Consider the following 18,926-nt stretch of genomic DNA (forward strand, 5'->3'; position numbering starts at 1 on the left):
AGGAGGAAAATAGGTATGAAAAACGTTAAAAGTAAATTCGTATCAACAGCTCTTGCAGCATCAGTAGTATTAGCTGGTTTACCGGGATTACATTCAGACGCAGCATCTGTACGTAAAGGTTTCGATTCTAAAAAAGTTGGTGGGAAAGTTGTTATTTCAACTTTCGCTGATGCAGTAAGTTTAACGCCACTTAATTCGTCTGACTCTGCTTCAATTGATATCACAAGTATGGTATATGATGGATTACTTACATTAAATAAAAGTGGTGCAGTAGCTCCAGCACTAGCAACTAGCTGGAAAAAAAGCGGCTTAACATATACTTTCACAATTCGTAAAGGTGTAAAGTGGCATGATGGCAAGCCTTTCACTGCAAAAGATGTAAAGTTCTCATATGATATGTTCATGAATCCAAAAGCAGAGAACCATTACGCTTCATTATTTGATGCAGTTAAGTCTACAAAACTAATCAATGATTATTCGTTCCAAATTACTTTAAAAGAAAAGGATGTTTTATTCCTAGAAAATACAGTGGCATCAGCACCAATTATGCCTAAACATCAATTCCCTAAAGGTGTAGACGATTATAACAAAAATAATAAAATCCATCGTAATCCAATCGGTACAGGCCCATTCAAATTTAAAGAGTGGAAATCAAATGAGCGTATCGTAGTAACTGCTAATAAAAACTATTTTGAAGGTCGTCCATATTTAAATGAAGTTATTACAAAAGTATTACCTGATGCGAACGTAGAAGCACTTAACTTAATCAAAGGTGATGTAGACTACGTAGAGTCTCTTACACCAAAATTATTAGCACAAGTTAAAAAGGATAAAGATACAACAACTAAGTCTTATGACCAAGGACGTTTTGACTTTATCGGATTTAACGAAGCGGTTAAACCATGGAATAACGAAAAATTCCGTGAAGCATTAGCTTATGGTTTAGATCGTAAGTCAATTGTCTCAAAAATTCAATTAGGACGCGCTTACCAAGGTAGTGGTCCAATGCATCCAAAAATTCCACAAAATAATGACAGTGTAAAAGCACTTCCTTATGATGTGAAAAAAGCTGCTGCATTGTTAAAAGAAATTGGTTATGAAAAACGTGGAAACACATTATACGATAAAGATGGTAAAGCAGTAAAAATCGAGTTTGCTTATAACAATGGTAATAAAACTCGTGAAGCAGTAGCTTTATTAGCTCAACAAAACTGGGCTAAATTAGGAATTAAAGTAACACCACGTGCTTACGAATGGTCTATTTTCTTAGATAAGTATGCTGCTGGAGAATTAGATTGCTTCGCATTAGGATGGAGTGGTTATGATGCAAACGTTGACCATTATCAATTCTTCCATTCTTCAGGTATTCCAACAAAAGCAAATCCTGGCTTATCAAACCGTAACCGTGTTGACGATAAGACAATTGATAGATTATTAGAGCAATATAAACAAGAAGAAAACCGTGAAAAACGTATTAAAATTTACCAAGAATTACACAAATACATGTCTGATCATGAAATCTTAATCTGGACTTACCATCCAAAATTAACGATGGGTTATGATGAAGACTTAGGTGGAATTGAGCCATCAATTTCTAACGATAAGTTCAGCTTAATCGATTGGTACTGGAAAGACGCTAAAAAACGTAAGTAATAGAAATTAAAGTTCAAATTGAGATGGCCGTTTGCGTCTACTTGTCGCTTGCGGCTATCTTTCTAGTAAACTACTTTGTTATTTTAGGGGGGTAAACATGTTTCAATATATTGTAAAAAGAACGCTTCAATCAGTACCTTTGTTGTTTATCATTACAGTAATTTCTTTTGCCCTTATGACATTAGCTCCAGGAGATCCTACAGCAATGTATGAAAATCCAGAGGCTTCAGATGCGGGGTCAAATGTTCAGAAAGAATTGATTGAAGAGAAGTTAGGTCTAGATCAACCTATTTATGTTCAATATTATAAATGGTTAAAATTATTTGTCACTGATGGTGACCTTGGCTATTCTTTTGAAGATGGTCAACCTGTAACAAAGAAAATAGTAGATAAAATTCCTGCAACATTAACCTTAATGAGTACAGCAATTGTACTTTCAATTTTAATTGCTATTCCGATTGGTGTTTATTCGGCAGTAAAACAATATTCGAAGCTTGATTATTTCTTTACGTCTTATGCTTTCTTGGGAATCGCCATACCGCAATTTTTCATAGCAATTCTAGTTATTTTATTTTTCTCTATTAAACTAGGATGGTTCCCGGTATCTGGTATGAGAGAAGTGTATGAACATTTTGATTTGAAAGACCGTTTACATCACTTAGCACTACCAGCGATCACACTAGCTTTTGGTCTTATCGCAACAAAATCGAGATTTATGCGTTCTAGTATGCTAGAAGTTATAAAACAAGATTATGTTCGAACTGCAAGAGCGAAGGGATTATCTGAGAGAAAAGTAATTTTTAAACATGCTCTACGTAATGCATTAATTCCAATTATTACGATTATCGCATTACAGTTACCGAACTTGTTTGGAGGAGCACTGTTTATAGAACAATTATTTGCATGGCCTGGTATGGGTAGATTATCGATTAATGCCATCTTTATTCGTGATTATCAAGTAATCATGGGTACTACTTTAATTGCAGCTGTATTAGTCGTAATAGCTAATTTAATTGCAGACATTCTATATGCAATCATTGATCCAAGAATTACTTTTGGTAAGAAATAGAGAGGAGTAGCAGACGATGAGTATACCAAATCCAGCGATAGATCCAACGTTGAATAATCAGAATATTGAAAAAGAAATGAAAATTGAAAGTAGAGCAGCTGTTATCTGGAAACGATACAGGAAAAATAGACTGGCAGTAATCGGTTTAATTATTTTTGTATTAATCGTGTTAATGGCAATATTTGCTCCATTATTGTCTCCACATAAACCTGAAGTATTTGATATTTTAGATTCAAGTTTAAAACCTAGTAAAAAATATCCTTTTGGAACAGATGCAATGGGTGGGGATGTTATGACTCGTTCATTTTATGGAGCTAGAATCTCATTATCGGTTGCGATTTTAGCGATGATTTGTACTGTTTCAATAGGTGTTATTTATGGGGCGATAGCTGGATTTTTTGGTGGATTCGTAGATAATACAATGATGCGTATTATTGATGCGATCCAGTCGATTCCAACTTTCTTCTTATTATTAATTGTTGCTTCATTAGTAGTTCCATCATTATGGTCGACTGTATTTGTTTTAAGTATAGTCGGTTGGACTAGTATGGCAAGGATTGTTCGTGGAGAAATTTTATCGTTAAAAAGGCGAGATTATATTGAAGCAGCCAGAGCAACTGGTGAAAAAAGTTCTAGTATTATCTTTTATCATATACTTCCAAATGCAGTTGCACCGATTATTGTTATTGCAACTTTAGATATTGCTGCAAATATTTTAGCTGAAGCATCGCTTAGCTTTTTAGGGTTAGGGATTCAACAACCAAAACCTAGTTGGGGCAATATGTTAACTTCGGCGCAAGATCTAACATCAATCGTTGATCAAACTTGGACGATTATTCCACCAGCATTCTTTATCATTGTAACTGTTTTATGTGTGAATTTTATTGGTGATGGATTACGTGACGCTCTTGATCCACGCATGAAGCAATAGGAGGATTACGAGATGACTACTACTTTTAAAACCGAAACAATCGTATCTGTAGAGAATTTAAAAACTTATTTTTATACTGAAGATGGTGTTGTACCAGCAATTGATGGAGTAAGCTTTGAAATTAGGAAGGGCGAAACACTAGCAATCGTTGGAGAATCTGGAAGTGGAAAAAGTGTTACATCATTATCAATTATGGGATTAATACCAAGTCCTCCAGGTAGAATTGAAGCTGGTGACATTCATTTTCATAATGAAAGTCTTTTAGATAAAACTGAAAAAGAAATGCGACAAATTCGAGGGAATCAAATTTCGATGATTTTCCAAGAGCCAATGACTTCTCTTAATCCAGTTTATAAGATTGGCGATCAAATAATGGAATCAATCATTCTTCATCAAAAACTAACAAAAAATGAAGCAAAAAAAGAAGTGATTCGTTTATTGAATTTAGTTGGGATTCCCGAACCGGAAAGAAGACTTAATCAATATCCACATGAATTAAGTGGTGGGATGAGACAACGTGTAATGATTGCCATTGCACTTGCATGTAATCCGGAAGTATTAATTGCTGATGAACCAACTACTGCATTAGATGTAACAATTCAAAATCAAATATTAGCACTGATGAAAAAATTAAAAAAAGAAACAAATATGTCGATTATGTTAATAACGCATGATTTAGGTGTAGTTGCTGAAATGGCAGACCGAGTTGTTGTTATGTATTCAGGACAAGTAGTCGAACAAGGTGATATTTTTACAATATTTGAAAATCCAAAACATCCATATACAGAAGGTCTACTACGTTCAATGCCAAGTGTAGAAAAACGAACTGGGAAACTATATGCAATCGATGGAGTTGTTCCGAATCCATTGAATCTACCTAAAGGATGTCGATTTGCACCTCGTTGTGAATACGCAACGGCTTTATGTCATGAGGAAATGCCTGAAATTCAATCAATTAGCGATGATGAAGTTGTACGTTGCTGGAAATACACTGATCGTTGGGAGGCGTAAAAATGGTGAATAGTTTTTTAGAAAAAACTGAAAAAATCGAAGTAACTAACTTGAAAACTGATCAAGATATTCTTTTAAAAGTAAATGACATCAAAATGCACTTCCCAATTAAAGGTGGATTGTTTGGTAAAGTACAGGCTCATGTAAAAGCGGTTGATGGCGTTTCATTTGATATTTATAAGGGTGAAACATTCGGCCTTGTAGGTGAAAGTGGATGTGGAAAATCAACTACTGGAAGAATCTTATTAAGATTATTAGAAGCTACTAGTGGTTCAGTTGAATTTGATGGGATTGATTTATTTTCTCTAAATTCTCAGGAACTGAGAGAGAAACGCCGAGATATGCAATTAATTTTCCAAGATCCATTTTCGTCATTAAACCCAAGATTAAGTGTTGGTGAAACAATTGCGCGAGTATTAAAAATCCATGGAATGAATGATGCAGCAGCTCGTGAAAAAAGAGTAAAAGAGTTATTAGAGTTAGTAGGTCTGAGTTCATTCCACATGAGAAGATATCCTCATGAATTTAGTGGTGGGCAAAGACAACGAATAGGGATTGCAAGGGCACTAGCATTAAATCCAAAATTAATTGTTTTAGATGAGCCGGTTTCAGCACTAGATGTTTCAATCCAATCACAGGTTGTAAACTTATTAGAAGAGCTACAAGAGGAATTTGGACTAACATATTTATTCGTGTCACACGGACTTAATATTGTTCGTCATATTAGTAATCGAGTTGGCGTTATGTATTTAGGGAAATTGGTAGAGTTAGCAGATTCTGATACACTTTTTGAAAATCCAAAACACCCATATACGAAAGCGCTAATATCAGCAAATCCTATTCCAAATCCAAGATTGCGTGATAAAGAAAAGATTATTCTTGAGGGAGACGTACCTAGTCCAATTAATCCACCTAGTGGCTGCCGTTTCCATACAAGATGTCCTTACGTACAACCAAAATGTAAAGAAGTAGAACCAATCTTTACAAAATCAGGAGAAGGTCAGTACGTAGCTTGTCATTATCCGTTGAATTAAGTTAAAATTAAATTAAAAATTGCGCAAGAATGTTCGTGTAAGATGAGCATTCGAATTTGACGGAGGAGTTCGAAGTGGAAAAAAGAATGTTAGTTGTTCATGAGAACCATGAATTAAGCATCGAAATTATGAATTACTTCCAAGAGATGTTTACTATTCAATCTTATCCAAATGGATTACAGGGTTTAGTAAAGGCGATTGATTGGAAACCTAATATTATCATTCTTAGTGCTTCATTACAAAATGTAGATAGTGTTGAACTTTGTAGACAACTACGAGAAAGTTTGAACACGATATTAATTATTTGTTCATCGGATCTAACTGATCATCAAAAGATAAATTATTATTCCTCTGGCGCAGATGATATTGTTGATTTTCCGTTGAATTTAGACATACTAAAATGCAAATTACAAGTTCACTTAAAGCATCATATTGTGAATGAATTTAAAGAAGCTGATACAATTCGTTTCGGTAACTTGGTCATGAATAAACTTACATACAAAATTCATTATGAGGAACGCGAGCTTAGTTTTACGCGTAAAGAATTTTCAATATTATGGCTTCTTGTTAGTAGACAGGATATTGTTGTAACCCGTTCTGAATTAGTAAAAATAGTTTGGAGTTACGAACATGTTGACGATGATCGAATGGTTGATACTCATTTAAATCGTTTAAGAAAAAAATTAAAGCAATATGAAATGAATTTAAGTATAAAAACTGTATGGGGAATTGGTTATAAACTCCAACTCGAGAACTTTAAACCGCATTTACAATTTTCAAATTAATGTTCTGTTTATAGGAACTTTTCATAGAATCATTCACTTAGCTATTATTAGAGAAAGTGTTATGATATGAAAAGTTCTATTTTTTATGTTGGCTCTGTTAATATTAATTGTTGATTTTAGCTAAATAATGTAAGTGTATGAAAAGAGAATAGCCTGTTAGAGAGTCATTGGAATGGAAATCAACATTCTTTTTTTACATAGCCTTTTTGTTAAGAGAGCAAATACTAAAATAGGAGGTGAGAGTTTTGGCAAATGTATGGGATCCAACAAATGTAATTCAAAGTGATGCTGTCAAACAAATACTAATTGAACAATTTCCGAACTTACCAATCAAAAGTATAAAACAGATTGGCGAAGGCTTTGATAATACAGTCTTTATTCTTAACGACGAAATCCTTTTAAGGTTTCCAAGAAGAGAGATTGCAGTAACCATATTAGAGGTTGAAAAAAAGCTGCTACCTTTCATAAAAGATTATATTAGTTTTCAAACGACCATCCCGTACATATTCGGGCAACCTTCTGAAAAATATCCTTGGCCATTTTTAGGATATAATGTCATAAAAGGCAAACCACCGATTCGATTAAACAGGCAAGAACGAATCAATATGATCGAGCCATTAGCAAAAATCCTTAAACAAATACATTCAATTCCACTTTCTACATTTTCTCATTTAAAGTTACCTCATGATAAGTTAAGAAGGTTAGATATTAAATATAGAAAACCTCAATTTTTAAAATATGCAGAAGAAGTAATCAAACAAAAATTACTTCCAAATGAAATGATGATCAAACAATATATAGAAAACTTACAAGAAATTATTCCAAAAACTCCTATGGTTTTAGTGCATGGTGATTTGCATTTCAGAAATATGATTGTGAATGATGACAATGTTTTAGAAGGTATAATTGATTGGGGAGATGCTCATATTGGTCAATGTGAACTAGATTTATCAATTGTATTTAGTATCATTCCAAGTGATAAAAGAGACAGTTTTTATGAGATTTATGGAAATATATCAAATGAGTCAAAGTTGTTAGCGCAATTTAAATCAATCTATACAACAGTCATCTTATTATTGTTTGCAAACGAAAATCATGATGAGGAATTAGTGCTATTTTGTCAGGAGAACTTAATTAATGCATTAACTTAGATATGAAAAAGGGAAAAACTTTTTTTATTTACAAACTGTATTTATTTTAGTAACATTAAGTTGTAATTTAATATTCGATCTATCTTCGGGGCGGGGTGAAATTCCCCACCGGCGGTGATTAAGCTTAGCTTATAAGCCCGCGAGCCTGTAATTTGGGCAGGATCTAGTGCGATTCTAGAGCCGACAGTATAGTCTGGATGGGAGAAGATGGAGGTTCGCAAGTTCAAAAAATTTACCTTTTTGAACGCTTATTTGGCGCGCTGAAATTTCTCCCCTATAATTTATGTATAGGGGATTTTGTATTTCTAAGTGATTTTTGCCGACATTTAGATTTTATTGATTCTTATTTTATAAACAATTAAATAAATGCGCAAAATCACTCTTGTCTAAGTAAGCGAACCTTTCATTTTTCTTGGTATGATCGGGAAAAAGGAGAGAGGTAATTATGCAACAACGTAACAACAAAGTTTTAAAAATGGTAGTGGTGGCAATGCTGAGCAGTATTTCATATTTATTGATGTTGTTAGATTTTCCACTTCCAACATTTCCAGTATGGCTACAAATTGATTTTAGTGAGGTACCCGCATTAATTGGTGCAATTATTTTTGGACCAGTTGCAGGGGTTTTAGTAGAATTAATCAAAAACATCCTTCATTATATTATTGTCGGAAGCATGACTGGAGTACCGATTGGGGAGTTTGCAAACTTCTGTGCGGGGGTATTATATATTTTACCTGCGTCATATTTCTTTAGAAAATATCGTTCAATTAAAGGCTTAACTTTAGGGTTAGTCGTTGGAACAGTTGTGATGACAGGGATCTTAAGTGTTTTAAATTATTTTGTTTTATTACCTGCATATGCTTATTTTATGAATTTTAGTTTGCCGAATGAGGTAATTGTTACTGCGATTATGCCGTTTAATGCATTAAAAGGGTTACTAATTATGATTCTTACATTAGTATTATTCCCTAAATTAATCGTGTGGTTAAATCAAAGAGTCAATGCTCATAACGTATAAATAGATGAATGTGCCTACAATTTGTGGGCACATTTTTATTTTTTAAGAATCTGAAAATAATAACCCAATATTATATGGAATCTCACATAAAAAAGAGTGTGAAATTCCACTTCAGGATGCTCGCTTTCCATGGGGCTGGCGCTGAGCCTCCTCGGCGCATTCGCGCCTGTGGGGTCTCAGCTGTCCAGCATTTCCCATAGGAGTCGAGCACCTTCCGTTCCATTCAACTAGTTAAAATGAAAATAGAATCAGATCTTAGGGCATGCATTCAACTTCTTAAAATAAAAACAGAATCTTTTTTTAGTCATAAATTCAACTTCTTAAAAAAATACAATCTTTTCTAAAAGAAGACACACATCAACTTAATAAAATAAAACCACAATAAATTTAAAATTCATTTGTAATAGTTAAGTTAAAAGAAGAGAGTTGAATTCAACTCCTGGATGTTCACTTATGATTGGGTCGAGAAGTAAGCTTTCTTTTTCGTATTTCCGCAGTTGGGTTTTGGTGACTAGCAACTCTTACAAGACCGATACAAGGGTCGATTAATAATATCTACTCTATCCATAACATTTAAATATTAAGTATTTTTAAGAGAAAATAAAAAAACGACGATTTACATCGTCGTTGTTTTTACTATTCGAATTTTAAAGCATCGCCATCGAATGATTCGTCTGCTACTTTGATTGAGTCTGTTGGACATCCTTCAAATGCGTCCATCATGTCATCTAATAACACGTCTGGAATTTCAACAATACCTTGGTTATCATCTAAAGTAACGTATGCAATCCCCTCATCATCATAGTCATAGATATCTGGTGCAGCAGCGCCACAAGCGCCACAAGCGATACAAGTGTCTTTATCAACGATTGTATATTTTGCCATTGTGTTGACCTCCCAAATTATTCCCTGTTTTAATTACAGATACTATTTTTGTAATGTACCTGTAAATATTTTAAAACGGTTTCCGAAACTTTTCAATATAATTGTAACAGGTTTTGCAAAAATAGAGAAATGAAGATTAAAAAGGTAAAATAATTAAGTATTTTTATCATATTAAAATGGTTCGGATATTGATACATATGATAAGCTATAAGAAATTAAAACTATCATTACAAATAGTATTGAATATTTTATACTTAAATTTTGTTACGCATAAAAATATTCAAATATATTATACAATTTTTGTTCGAGAGGATTAGGATGAATAAATTAACGATACTAGAAGAAGTCGTATTATTTTTAGTCAATCGATATAATGGTGAGCGAACAATACAGGGGATTACTTACTTATTAAAGGGAAAGCAAAGTGCCCAGATTATTCAGGATAGTCATTTTTATCAAGTGACAAATTTTTTTGGCCTTTACCAATTCCTTACTCAACAAGATATGCAGGATTTAGTAAAAGGTTTAAAGGAAAAAGGATATCTTGAAAAAATTGAAGGTAATAATATTTATCGAATAAGTCATAAAGGTTCAAATTATTTACAAAATGTAAAATGTGAATTTCTTAATTTTCAATATATAAATGGGTTAAGATTTGCCAGTGTTCAAAAAATCTTTTGGAAAAGACTTTCACTTTTTTTTCAAACCATTGCAAACATCAATCAAAATATTAAATATTTTAGAGCTGTACAGCAAGAAAATGATGTGCAAGATTGGGTGAAGAATGAATTATTAAGTGCTAAAGGAAGTAAAAAAGATTTAGTGATACATTTTCATTCTGAATTAGAACATATATTGCAGCAATTACAGTTTGATGAAGCCTCAATCATTGTGAAACGGTTATCTGGAGCAAATACTTATGGAATGACATTAGAACAAATAGCGTCTAAAGAAAATAAAAGTGAAGAGTTAATATATATTCAATCTATTAATGCAATGCATCATTTGCTTACTATTTTGACTGAACAAATAGCAAAATATCCATTTCTAAGTCGATTTTTAAAAGGGAGTATTAGCTCCAATATTACAAATACTTCGATTGAAACAAAACGTTTACTTGAAGCTGGTAAATCAATTAAAGAAATTGCAGCGATTCGTCATTTGAAAATAAGTACAATCGAAGACCATATTGTTGAATGTGTGTTAAGTGATGAGTTGATATCAATTGATCAATTTATTAGTAAGGAAGAGTATAGCAAAATTAAAGGCAAAATAGAGGAGTTACAGACTAGGAAATTAAAAGATATAAAGGAATCACTTTTAAATGAAGTCACGTATTTCCAAATTCGTATTACTCTTGCAAGAATGGGTGATCTAAAATGGAATTAAAGCAATTGCTAAAAGAGAAGTTTGGATATGAATCATTTCGAAAAAATCAACATGATATAATCAATGACTTGATTCATCAAAAAGATGTTCTTGCTATGTTACCTACAGGTGGTGGGAAATCTTTATTGTATCAGTTTTCTGGATTACTACTACCAGGCTTAGTTGTCATTGTCTCTCCACTTTTATCTTTAATGGAAGACCAAGTTGAACAATTAAGGGCTTTTGGTGAAAAAAGAGTTATTGCATTAAATAGTTTTCGAAGTTTCGAACAGAAAAAGCATCTTTTACAAAATTTACAATCCTATAAATACATTTTTGTATCACCTGAAATGCTACAAAATCAATTTTTAATTCAAAAGTTATCTCAAGTGAAAGTTTCGTTATTTGTTGTTGACGAAGCACATTGTATATCTCAATGGGGACATGATTTTAGACCAGAGTATAAAGCTCTTGGTGAAATTAAAGAGCGATTACTGAATCCAACCGTATTAGCGTTGACCGCAACTGCAACAGAAAATGTAAGAAATGAGATCATTTCAACATTGAAGCTTGATTTTGTACAAACATATATTGAGTCGGTTAATCGTGAAAATATTGCAATTCATATAGAACATATAGAGTCAGAAGAAGAAAAAATTGAACAATTAATATATTATGTAAAACATTTAAACGGCCCCGGTATCATATATTGTGGTACGAGATCGATGTGTGAGAACATTTCACGTATTGTGAATGAGTCAATGAATTGTCGCGTGGCTTATTATCATGGTGGAATGGATCAAGAACAAAGAATATTAATCCAACAGCAATTTATTCAAAACCAGATAGATTTAATCGTTTGTACAAGCGCATTTGGTATGGGGATAAATAAGCCGAATGTAAGATTTGTCATTCATTTAGGATATCCTTCAAATATTGAAAATTATCTTCAGGAAATTGGCAGAGCTGGTAGAGATGGTGAACCTAGTGTTGCGATTTTATTTGTAAGTGAAAATGATCATGACCTACCTTTACGCTTAATTGAAGACGAATTACTTTCAATGTTTCAGCTAGAATCGTTTTTCTCATATGTAAAAAAGTTAAATGAGTCAATTATTCTTTTAACAGACCACTTGATCGCGAATTGGAAAGCAACTTTTCAATTTAGTGATATTCAATGGCAGACCTTATTTAATGAATTGAATAAATCGAATATAATTGAAGATAATCAATTGTTTACTGATAGAGTGAACATGCACTTTTTAAAAGAATTAGAAAGAATGATCAATGAAAGAAGAAATGTGAAATATGTAAAGCTAAAATCTATGAAGGATTTTCTAGCTTCAACGACTTGTTATCGTGAAAACTATCTTTCAGTATTTAACGAGTCCTTAACGAGTAGACCTATTAATTGTTGTAATCATTGTGGATTTTCATTTGAACAGTATTTTTCAAATGTAAGTAATAAAAGTAAAGATGATGTTTATACATATTCTTGGGAGGAAGATCTAAGAAAAAAATTAGGTCTGTGAGGAACAACTGATATGGAAAATGAATTAAGTCGCCAAAATATATCTATTAAAAATCTAAAAAAGAGTGTGTATGGTACGCAATTAATCATTTTATTAATCGCAATCATCTGTATTGGATTTTTTATTGGATTTGATGATTTTGTAGAAGAACAATCAACTTTTTTAAGCCTTAAAACATTCATCTTTGGGATTGGTGGTGGAATTGTATTAGTTTTATTTAATGTATTATTAAACTATACAGTACCTGAAAGATTTTTAGATGATGGTGGATTTAATAAAAAGTTTTTTACGTCATTATCTGTGTTTGAAATGACCATTCTATGTTTTTTAATTGCTTTATCTGAAGAAGTATTTTTTAGAGGATTTGTCCAAACAAAATTTGGAATCATTTTGGCGTCCATTATTTTTGCATTAGTTCATTTTCGATACGTAAAAAAACCTGTATTATTTGTGATTGTTTTATTAGAAAGCTTTTTTATTGGCTATTTATATTTAATCACTGAAAATATTTTAGCTGTTTTTATTACACATTTTATCCTTGATTATGTATTAGGTTTATATATGAAATTTAGTCTAGAAAGTGAAGAAGAGAAATGAGTAGAAAAGATCGAGAAGAAACACAGATTGGTGGTTTGAAAAGAAAAAACAAATCGAAAAAAGGTATTGATGAGACACCGACAGTAGATATGTTAAATTTGCCACCAAGAAGTAAATCAATTCAAAAAAAAGAAGATGAGAGAAGACCTTGGTGGAAAATTAAATATCCTCTAATCACTGCACTTGTGTTTCTGTTTATCTTATTACCAATTGGAGTAGTAGCTCTAGTTCAATATAAATATGATGGGATTTTTTCAAATAAAAGTAGTTTATTTATTCCTTCAAATAAATTTGAAAAAGTAAAAATTACTTCGACACCAGAGAATAATCAACTTGAAGAAGAACAAACAACAAAAAATGAAAGCCAAAAGCCCCCAGAAACAAATGAGGATAAAAATCAGCAACTTCTAGTTCCTGATGAATCAGTAGGTGTAAAAGAAATTAAGCATGTCGTCCAAGAGGGAGAAACACTGTTTACAATTTCTATGAAATATTATAAGAACCGTAATGGTGAAGAAATTATTCAAGATGAAAATAACTTAAAAGATATAGAAGTTACACCTGGACAAGTATTAAAAATTCCATTAAATGTAGATTTAAATAAATAAAACAAAAGTAAAATTATATAAACGATAAATAGGAAAAAGCTTACGTCCTTGAATGAGAAGTGGACGTAAGCTTTTCTATCGTTTCATATATTTTTCAATTTAGTGGAGTTTTTGTATAATAGTAGAAAAGTATTTGAAGTTGCCGACCATAGAAAAATTAAACAGAAACTTTTTAGGTTCAATATTTGACCTTATAATGAAAATTTGTTTAAGTCCGAAATATCCGAGGACTTGTTAGAGTCTTTTTGAGCAATTTGGCAAAGTTGTTTTTATGTTACAGGGGGGAAATCACATAGTATTCGTATTTGTTAGTTTTATTTGTTTTGTTGCAATCATTTTTTTACTAATAATAAAATCGAGAAAAAATGAAATCAGAATTGAAAATAGAGAGATACAACTGAACCATAATGATTTGACTTTAGAAAAAATTCAATTGATTTGGATTACAAATATAGGGGATTATCGTATAAAAAGAGCGGATCTTGAAAGAATGTGTACGAATAATACGATTATTATGCTAAGTGGGTATTCAAAAAAGAGGTCAAAAAGATATCTTGAAGAAGATATTCAATTCCTCTCTACTTTAGCTCCTACATATTATTTATGGAGTTCTGAAGATTATAAAGGGAATTATAGAGACTTAAATGCACTATTATTAGATTGCAAAGTGACGATCTTAGAAAATACTAATGCTTTGTTTGAAACTGAGAATGGAACAAAGTTTTCTATAATAGGTTTGGACGATGTTGGTACGAATCGAGATCATATCGATTATGCCATTGAAAATATAAATAGTGAAAATATTAATATATTGACCAGTTTTACAGAAGTAAAAAATAGCTTAGAAAAACAATATGAAAGTATTCAAGTTTATCTGTTTGAAAGAAGTCAAGATCATGTAAATCGTAATCAGAAAACGATATATTTGGAGCTGAACAATGAAAAAGGACTTTTGAAGCAAAAAACTATTACATTTATTAACTTTAAAGTATTGTTGTAATAGTACTTTGGCTTCATGTAGCTGTACTGGAGGAAATCAAAATTGGCCCAAATAGGAAAATATAATATTAAAGCAATCTCAAACTTAGTAGGTATTTTGCCAGGAACATTGAGAGCTTGGGAAAGACGATACAATATTATTAGTCCAGTCAGAAATGAAGCGGGACATCGATTGTATACCGAGGAGCACGTTTATATTTTAAAATGGCTTGTTCAGAAGGTGAATGAAGGATTTACAATCGGACAAGCAATTAATTTATACGAAACTAAAGAACATAAATCAAGTGATGATAAGAGTTTTACTGAAAATCTTCAGTCTGATCACTTAGTAAATCAAATTGTATTAGCGTTATCGTCCTTTGAAGAAGGAGAAGCGCACAATTATATAAATGAAGCATTTAGTTTATATTCTGTAGATAAGGTTTTGTTTAAAATCATTTCTAAAGTATTTATTATTATTGGCGATAAATGGAGAAATGGTGAAATTACTAGTGCGCATGAACACTTTGCAACATCGTTTTTACGTACAAGATTAGGAATGATTTATCAGAATCTCCCAAATAATAAACATTTGCCGAAACTGATCGCTGTATGTGGACCGGATGAAAAACATGAACTTGGCTTACTAATTTTTACAATTTACTTAAGAAGAATTGGGTTTCAAGTAATCTACTTAGGGGCTTCAATTGATTCAGCAGATTTAGATCAAGTGATTGAAGAAGTGGATCCGGCAGGTTTTATTATTTCTTGTACATTAAAAGAGAATTTAAAGAAAACAATTGATTTTGCAATCACAATTAAAAAAATTAAGCCAAATGTCATTATTGGTATCGGCGGATATGCCGTATCAACATGTGAGAGTCCAATTTTGGATTCTATTCAAGAATTCTATGTAGGTAACGCACAATCAAACTGGGACGTGTGGTTAAAGCAGAATTTTAATTATAAATGATTTTCTACTTTAGAATCACCAAAATTATATAAAAACATAAACTGTACTATGGTTAATGCAGCAAGGAGGCTAGTTCATGAGGTTGGAACGGTTGAACTACAATAAAATTAAAGTTTTTCTTACATCTGATGATTTATCAGAACGCGGATTAACAAAAGAAGATTTATGGTACAATGCACCAAAAGTTCAACAGCTTTTTCAAGATATGATGCATGAAGCTAGCGTAGAATTAGGTTTTGAAGTGGATGGAAAAGTATCTGTTGAAGTATTTTCACTACAAGCACAAGGAATGGTTGTCATTGTGACGAAATCAGATGAAATTTTAGAAGAGGAAGAAGAATTTCAAGATGATTTTATCTCAATGGAAGTAATCCTTGATGAAAGTGAACATATATTGTACGAGTTTTCTACTTTAGATGATCTAATCCTACTTTCTGAAAAATTAGTTTCTTGTGATGTTTCTGGTGGAAGACTTTTTTCCTTCGAAAATACATTTTATATAAAATTTGAAGAACATGAATTAGGTCGTCTTGATCGAGAAACATTTTACGCAATTTTAGCTGAATACGGTAATCCTTCTACGAGAACGATTTATCGCATTATTGAATATGGAAAAGAACTAATTTCAGAAAATGCTATCGAACAACTGCATTTTTATTTCGTGGAAAAAAAGACCTCTCATTAAAAATTTTTTTGAGAGGTTTTTTGTTTTGTAAATTATTTTTAAATATATTGTATTAATTGTTAAACTATTCTTTTCAAACGTTAAAAAGAGGAGTATAATGACGGTAGAAAACGCTTACATTAGAGTATTATTATATTTTGTTTTCTATGTGTTTATAACTTTCAAAAAGGGATGGAAAGTTGTATACTAATTTCAGAATGAACGAATAATTTTTCATAGTTCAAATTTCTAGGGGGTTTACAATGGTTGCCGAGAAATCTACAGAGAAAAATAGCAACACTGAAGAACATTTAGATGTACTAGCGCCGACTCAGGTCGTTATTAAAGAAGCGTTAGAGAAACTTGGATATTCAAATGAAATGTACGAATTACTAAAAGAACCAGTTCGAATGATGACTGTGAAAATACCTGTCCGTATGGATGATGGACAAGTGAAAATTTTCACTGGTTACAGAGCTCAACATAATGATGCAGTTGGACCTACAAAAGGTGGAATTCGTTTCCATCCAAATGTAACTGAAAATGAAGTAAAGGCTCTTTCAATTTGGATGAGCTTAAAATGTGGTATTGTTGATTTACCTTATGGTGGAGGTAAAGGTGGAATTATTTGTGATCCACGTGATATGTCTTTCCGTGAATTAGAAAGACTTAGTCGTGGATATGTTCGTGCGATTAGTCAAATCGTTGGACCAACTAAAGATATCCCAGCTCCAGACGTATTTACAAATTCTCAAATCATGGCTTGGATGATGGATGAATATTCAAGAATTGATGAATTTAACTCACCAGGTTTCATTACTGGTAAACCATTAGTACTTGGTGGTTCTCACGGCCGTGAAACTGCAACTGCTAAAGGTGTAACGATTGTAATCCGTGAAGCAGCAAAACGCAGAGGAATCAACTTAGAAGGCGCAAGAGTTGTCATCCAAGGTTTTGGTAATGCAGGAAGCTTCTTAGCTAAATTTATGCATGATGCAGGTGCAAAAGTTATCGGTATTTCAGATGCATATGGTGCACTTCATGATCCAAACGGATTAGATATTGAATACTTATTAGATCGTAGAGATAGCTTCGGTACTATTACAAAATTATTTAATAATACAATTTCAAATAAAGAGTTATTAGAATTAGATTGTGATATTTTAGTTCCAGCGGCAATTGAAAACCAAATCACAAAAGAGAATGCTCACAATATTAAAGCTAGTATTGTAGTTGAAGCAGCTAATGGCCCCACAACTCTTGAAGCAACTAAAATATTAACAGAACGTGATATTTTATTAGTTCCAGACGTTTTAGCTAGTGCTGGTGGCGTAACAGTTTCTTACTTTGAATGGGTTCAAAATAACCAAGGTTATTACTGGACTGAAGAAGAAGTAGAAGAAAGACTTGAAAAAGTAATGGTACGCTCATTCAATAATATTTACGAAACAAGTGTAAACCGTAAAGTAAATATGCGATTAGCGGCTTACATGGTTGGTGCTCGTAAAATGGCTGAAGCAAGTAGATTCAGAGGTTGGGTATAATCTAAATTCAAAACAAGATGGATTTCCATCTTGTTTTTTTATTTTATCAATTATTAGACAAAACGGATAATATCGGTAAAATAGAGTTTAGATAAACCAAGACCGAGTTTAATGGAGTTGTTTAAAATGGAAAAAGTTGAAGTGCTAATTATAGGTGGAGGCCCTTGTGGGATTGCGACATATTTGTCTTTGAAGAATCAAGGAATCTCAGCACTAATTATTGAAAAAGGAAATATAGTTCATACACTCAGTCGGTTCCCTACTCATCAAACATTCTTTAGTACGAGTGAAAAATTAGAAGTAGGAAATATCCCCTTTATTATTGAAGGTAGAAAACCGAAAAAACACCAAGCTCTAGCCTATTATAGAGATGTCGTAAAAAGAAATAAGGTGTCAATTCATTCTTTCGAGGAAGTATTAAAGGTTACAAAAAATAAGGATTTTCTGGTTGAGTCAATTACAAAAAGTGGAGAACAAAAACAGTATAGGGCTAATGCAGTTGTCGTGGCCACAGGGTATTATGATCAACCAAATTATTTATCAATTCCTGGTGAAGAGCTTGAAAAAGTTTCACATTACTTTTTCGAAGGACATAAGCATTTTAATCAAAAAGTAGTTATTGTTGGTGGGAAAAACTCAAGTGTAGACGCTGCGTTAGAACTTGAAAAATGTGGTGCTGAAGTAACTGTATTGTATCGAGGTAATTCATATTCTCCGAGTATTAAGCCTTGGGTATTACCAGAATTTGAGGCCCTTGTTCGATCAGAAGCGATTGATATGAAGTTTCAAGCGAATATTATAGAAATAAAAGAAAAATCAGTGATATATGAGCAACTAGGTGATATATATGAAATTGACAATGATTTTGTTTACGCAATGACTGGTTACCATCCAGATCACTCTTTAATAAAAAGTATGGGAGTAGGTGTAGATGATTCGACAGGTCGTCCAACATTTAATCCAGAAACTATGGAAACAAATATTAAAGGAATCTATATCGCTGGCGTAATAGCTGCTGGGAATAATGCGAATGAAATTTTCATTGAAAACGGTCGTTTCCACGGTGATTTAATTGCGAAGAATATCATTTCTACTAGATAATCAATTAATTAAACAAACGTAGTT

Annotated in this window: 18 protein-coding genes and 1 riboswitch; of the genes, 17 read left to right on the forward strand and 1 reads right to left on the reverse strand. The window is 32.3% G+C overall.

Going from position 1 to position 18,926, the window contains the following annotated elements; genetic code table 11:
- Window positions 1–15: 15 nt before the first annotated feature.
- The 8 genes from CAB05_RS08420 to CAB05_RS08455 all read left to right on the forward strand — a co-directional run bounded on the left by CAB05_RS08420 (window position 16) and on the right by CAB05_RS08455 (window position 8,652).
- Window positions 16–1,653, forward strand: coding sequence for an ABC transporter substrate-binding protein (locus CAB05_RS08420; RefSeq protein ID WP_087999375.1), 1,638 nt, complete (start codon window positions 16–18; stop codon window positions 1,651–1,653).
- 97 nt (window positions 1,654–1,750) lie between these two features.
- The gene (locus CAB05_RS08425; RefSeq protein WP_087999376.1) at window positions 1,751–2,722 is read left to right on the forward strand and encodes an ABC transporter permease; all 972 of its coding nucleotides are present in this window, start codon (window positions 1,751–1,753) and stop codon (window positions 2,720–2,722) included.
- Window positions 2,723–2,738: 16 nt separating this feature from the next.
- Window positions 2,739–3,653, forward strand: a complete 915-nt coding sequence (gene opp4C / locus CAB05_RS08430; protein ID WP_087999377.1) for an oligopeptide ABC transporter permease — start codon at window positions 2,739–2,741, stop codon at window positions 3,651–3,653.
- A 12-nt stretch (window positions 3,654–3,665) separates the two neighbouring features.
- Window positions 3,666–4,664, forward strand: a complete 999-nt coding sequence (locus tag CAB05_RS08435) for an ABC transporter ATP-binding protein (RefSeq protein ID WP_087999378.1) — start codon at window positions 3,666–3,668, stop codon at window positions 4,662–4,664.
- Between the two features lie 95 nt (window positions 4,665–4,759).
- The gene (locus CAB05_RS08440) at window positions 4,760–5,698 is read left to right on the forward strand and encodes an ABC transporter ATP-binding protein (protein ID WP_174567285.1); all 939 of its coding nucleotides are present in this window, start codon (window positions 4,760–4,762) and stop codon (window positions 5,696–5,698) included.
- 74 nt (window positions 5,699–5,772) lie between these two features.
- Complete coding sequence (locus tag CAB05_RS08445) at window positions 5,773–6,483, forward strand: response regulator transcription factor (RefSeq protein WP_087999380.1); 711 nt, start codon at window positions 5,773–5,775, stop codon at window positions 6,481–6,483.
- A 245-nt stretch (window positions 6,484–6,728) separates the two neighbouring features.
- Window positions 6,729–7,634, forward strand: a complete 906-nt coding sequence (locus tag CAB05_RS08450; RefSeq protein ID WP_158093218.1) for a phosphotransferase — start codon at window positions 6,729–6,731, stop codon at window positions 7,632–7,634.
- Window positions 7,635–7,711: 77 nt separating this feature from the next.
- Window positions 7,712–7,847, forward strand: a riboswitch (FMN riboswitch).
- A gap of 232 nt (window positions 7,848–8,079) precedes the next feature.
- Window positions 8,080–8,652 carry an ECF transporter S component gene (locus CAB05_RS08455; RefSeq protein WP_087999382.1) on the forward strand — a complete coding sequence of 191 codons (573 nt, stop codon included), beginning with the start codon at window positions 8,080–8,082 and terminating at the stop codon, window positions 8,650–8,652.
- Between the two features lie 636 nt (window positions 8,653–9,288).
- On the opposite strand, the gene CAB05_RS08460 is transcribed toward CAB05_RS08455, so the two are convergent.
- Window positions 9,289–9,537: a ferredoxin gene (locus CAB05_RS08460; protein WP_087999383.1), complete on the reverse strand. Its 249-nt coding sequence runs from the start codon at window positions 9,535–9,537 to the stop codon at window positions 9,289–9,291.
- A 318-nt stretch (window positions 9,538–9,855) separates the two neighbouring features.
- On the opposite strand from CAB05_RS08460, the gene CAB05_RS08465 reads away from it, so the two are divergent.
- The 9 genes from CAB05_RS08465 to CAB05_RS08505 all read left to right on the forward strand — a co-directional run bounded on the left by CAB05_RS08465 (window position 9,856) and on the right by CAB05_RS08505 (window position 18,902).
- Window positions 9,856–10,926 (forward strand): YpbB family protein, encoded by a 1,071-nt coding sequence (locus CAB05_RS08465; protein WP_087999384.1) that lies wholly within the window; start codon window positions 9,856–9,858, stop codon window positions 10,924–10,926.
- On the forward strand, window positions 10,917–12,437 hold the full coding sequence (locus tag CAB05_RS08470) for a RecQ family ATP-dependent DNA helicase (protein WP_087999385.1): 1,521 nt from the start codon (window positions 10,917–10,919) through the stop codon (window positions 12,435–12,437). The genes CAB05_RS08465 and CAB05_RS08470 overlap by 10 nt, the downstream gene beginning before the upstream one ends.
- Before the next feature lie 12 nt (window positions 12,438–12,449).
- A complete protein-coding gene (locus tag CAB05_RS08475) occupies window positions 12,450–13,034 on the forward strand; it encodes a CPBP family intramembrane glutamic endopeptidase (protein ID WP_087999386.1) in 585 nt (194 codons plus the stop codon).
- The gene (locus tag CAB05_RS08480; protein ID WP_087999387.1) at window positions 13,031–13,642 is read left to right on the forward strand and encodes a LysM peptidoglycan-binding domain-containing protein; all 612 of its coding nucleotides are present in this window, start codon (window positions 13,031–13,033) and stop codon (window positions 13,640–13,642) included. The genes CAB05_RS08475 and CAB05_RS08480 overlap by 4 nt, the downstream gene beginning before the upstream one ends.
- A 271-nt stretch (window positions 13,643–13,913) precedes the next feature.
- Window positions 13,914–14,642 (forward strand): hypothetical protein, encoded by a 729-nt coding sequence (locus CAB05_RS08485; protein WP_087999388.1) that lies wholly within the window; start codon window positions 13,914–13,916, stop codon window positions 14,640–14,642.
- A gap of 42 nt (window positions 14,643–14,684) precedes the next feature.
- Window positions 14,685–15,593, forward strand: a complete 909-nt coding sequence (locus CAB05_RS08490; RefSeq protein ID WP_087999389.1) for a MerR family transcriptional regulator — start codon at window positions 14,685–14,687, stop codon at window positions 15,591–15,593.
- Between the two features lie 76 nt (window positions 15,594–15,669).
- The gene (locus CAB05_RS08495; protein ID WP_087999390.1) at window positions 15,670–16,278 is read left to right on the forward strand and encodes a genetic competence negative regulator; all 609 of its coding nucleotides are present in this window, start codon (window positions 15,670–15,672) and stop codon (window positions 16,276–16,278) included.
- A 242-nt stretch (window positions 16,279–16,520) separates the two neighbouring features.
- Window positions 16,521–17,801: a Glu/Leu/Phe/Val family dehydrogenase gene (locus tag CAB05_RS08500; protein WP_087999391.1), complete on the forward strand. Its 1,281-nt coding sequence runs from the start codon at window positions 16,521–16,523 to the stop codon at window positions 17,799–17,801.
- 126 nt (window positions 17,802–17,927) lie between these two features.
- Complete coding sequence (locus CAB05_RS08505) at window positions 17,928–18,902, forward strand: YpdA family putative bacillithiol disulfide reductase (protein WP_087999392.1); 975 nt, start codon at window positions 17,928–17,930, stop codon at window positions 18,900–18,902.
- Window positions 18,903–18,926: the final 24 nt, after the last annotated feature.

The organism is Gottfriedia solisilvae (assembly GCF_002128405.1).
GTDB classification, from domain to species: Bacteria; Bacillota; Bacilli; order Bacillales; family Bacillaceae_G; genus Gottfriedia; species Gottfriedia solisilvae.

Coding starts and splice junctions, on each gene's coding strand:
- CAB05_RS08420 (WP_087999375.1), top strand. CDS start 16: ATGAAAAACGTTAAAAGTAAATTCGTATCAACAGCTCTTGCAGCATCA.
- CAB05_RS08425 (WP_087999376.1), top strand. CDS start 1,751: ATGTTTCAATATATTGTAAAAAGAACGCTTCAATCAGTACCTTTGTTG.
- opp4C (WP_087999377.1), top strand. CDS start 2,739: ATGAGTATACCAAATCCAGCGATAGATCCAACGTTGAATAATCAGAAT.
- CAB05_RS08435 (WP_087999378.1), top strand. CDS start 3,666: ATGACTACTACTTTTAAAACCGAAACAATCGTATCTGTAGAGAATTTA.
- CAB05_RS08440 (WP_174567285.1), top strand. CDS start 4,760: ATGCACTTCCCAATTAAAGGTGGATTGTTTGGTAAAGTACAGGCTCAT.
- CAB05_RS08455 (WP_087999382.1), top strand. CDS start 8,080: ATGCAACAACGTAACAACAAAGTTTTAAAAATGGTAGTGGTGGCAATG.
- CAB05_RS08460 (WP_087999383.1), bottom strand. CDS start 9,537: ATGGCAAAATATACAATCGTTGATAAAGACACTTGTATCGCTTGTGGC.
- CAB05_RS08465 (WP_087999384.1), top strand. CDS start 9,856: ATGAATAAATTAACGATACTAGAAGAAGTCGTATTATTTTTAGTCAAT.
- CAB05_RS08470 (WP_087999385.1), top strand. CDS start 10,917: ATGGAATTAAAGCAATTGCTAAAAGAGAAGTTTGGATATGAATCATTT.
- CAB05_RS08475 (WP_087999386.1), top strand. CDS start 12,450: ATGGAAAATGAATTAAGTCGCCAAAATATATCTATTAAAAATCTAAAA.
- CAB05_RS08480 (WP_087999387.1), top strand. CDS start 13,031: ATGAGTAGAAAAGATCGAGAAGAAACACAGATTGGTGGTTTGAAAAGA.
- CAB05_RS08485 (WP_087999388.1), top strand. CDS start 13,914: ATGTTACAGGGGGGAAATCACATAGTATTCGTATTTGTTAGTTTTATT.
- CAB05_RS08495 (WP_087999390.1), top strand. CDS start 15,670: ATGAGGTTGGAACGGTTGAACTACAATAAAATTAAAGTTTTTCTTACA.
- CAB05_RS08500 (WP_087999391.1), top strand. CDS start 16,521: ATGGTTGCCGAGAAATCTACAGAGAAAAATAGCAACACTGAAGAACAT.
- CAB05_RS08505 (WP_087999392.1), top strand. CDS start 17,928: ATGGAAAAAGTTGAAGTGCTAATTATAGGTGGAGGCCCTTGTGGGATT.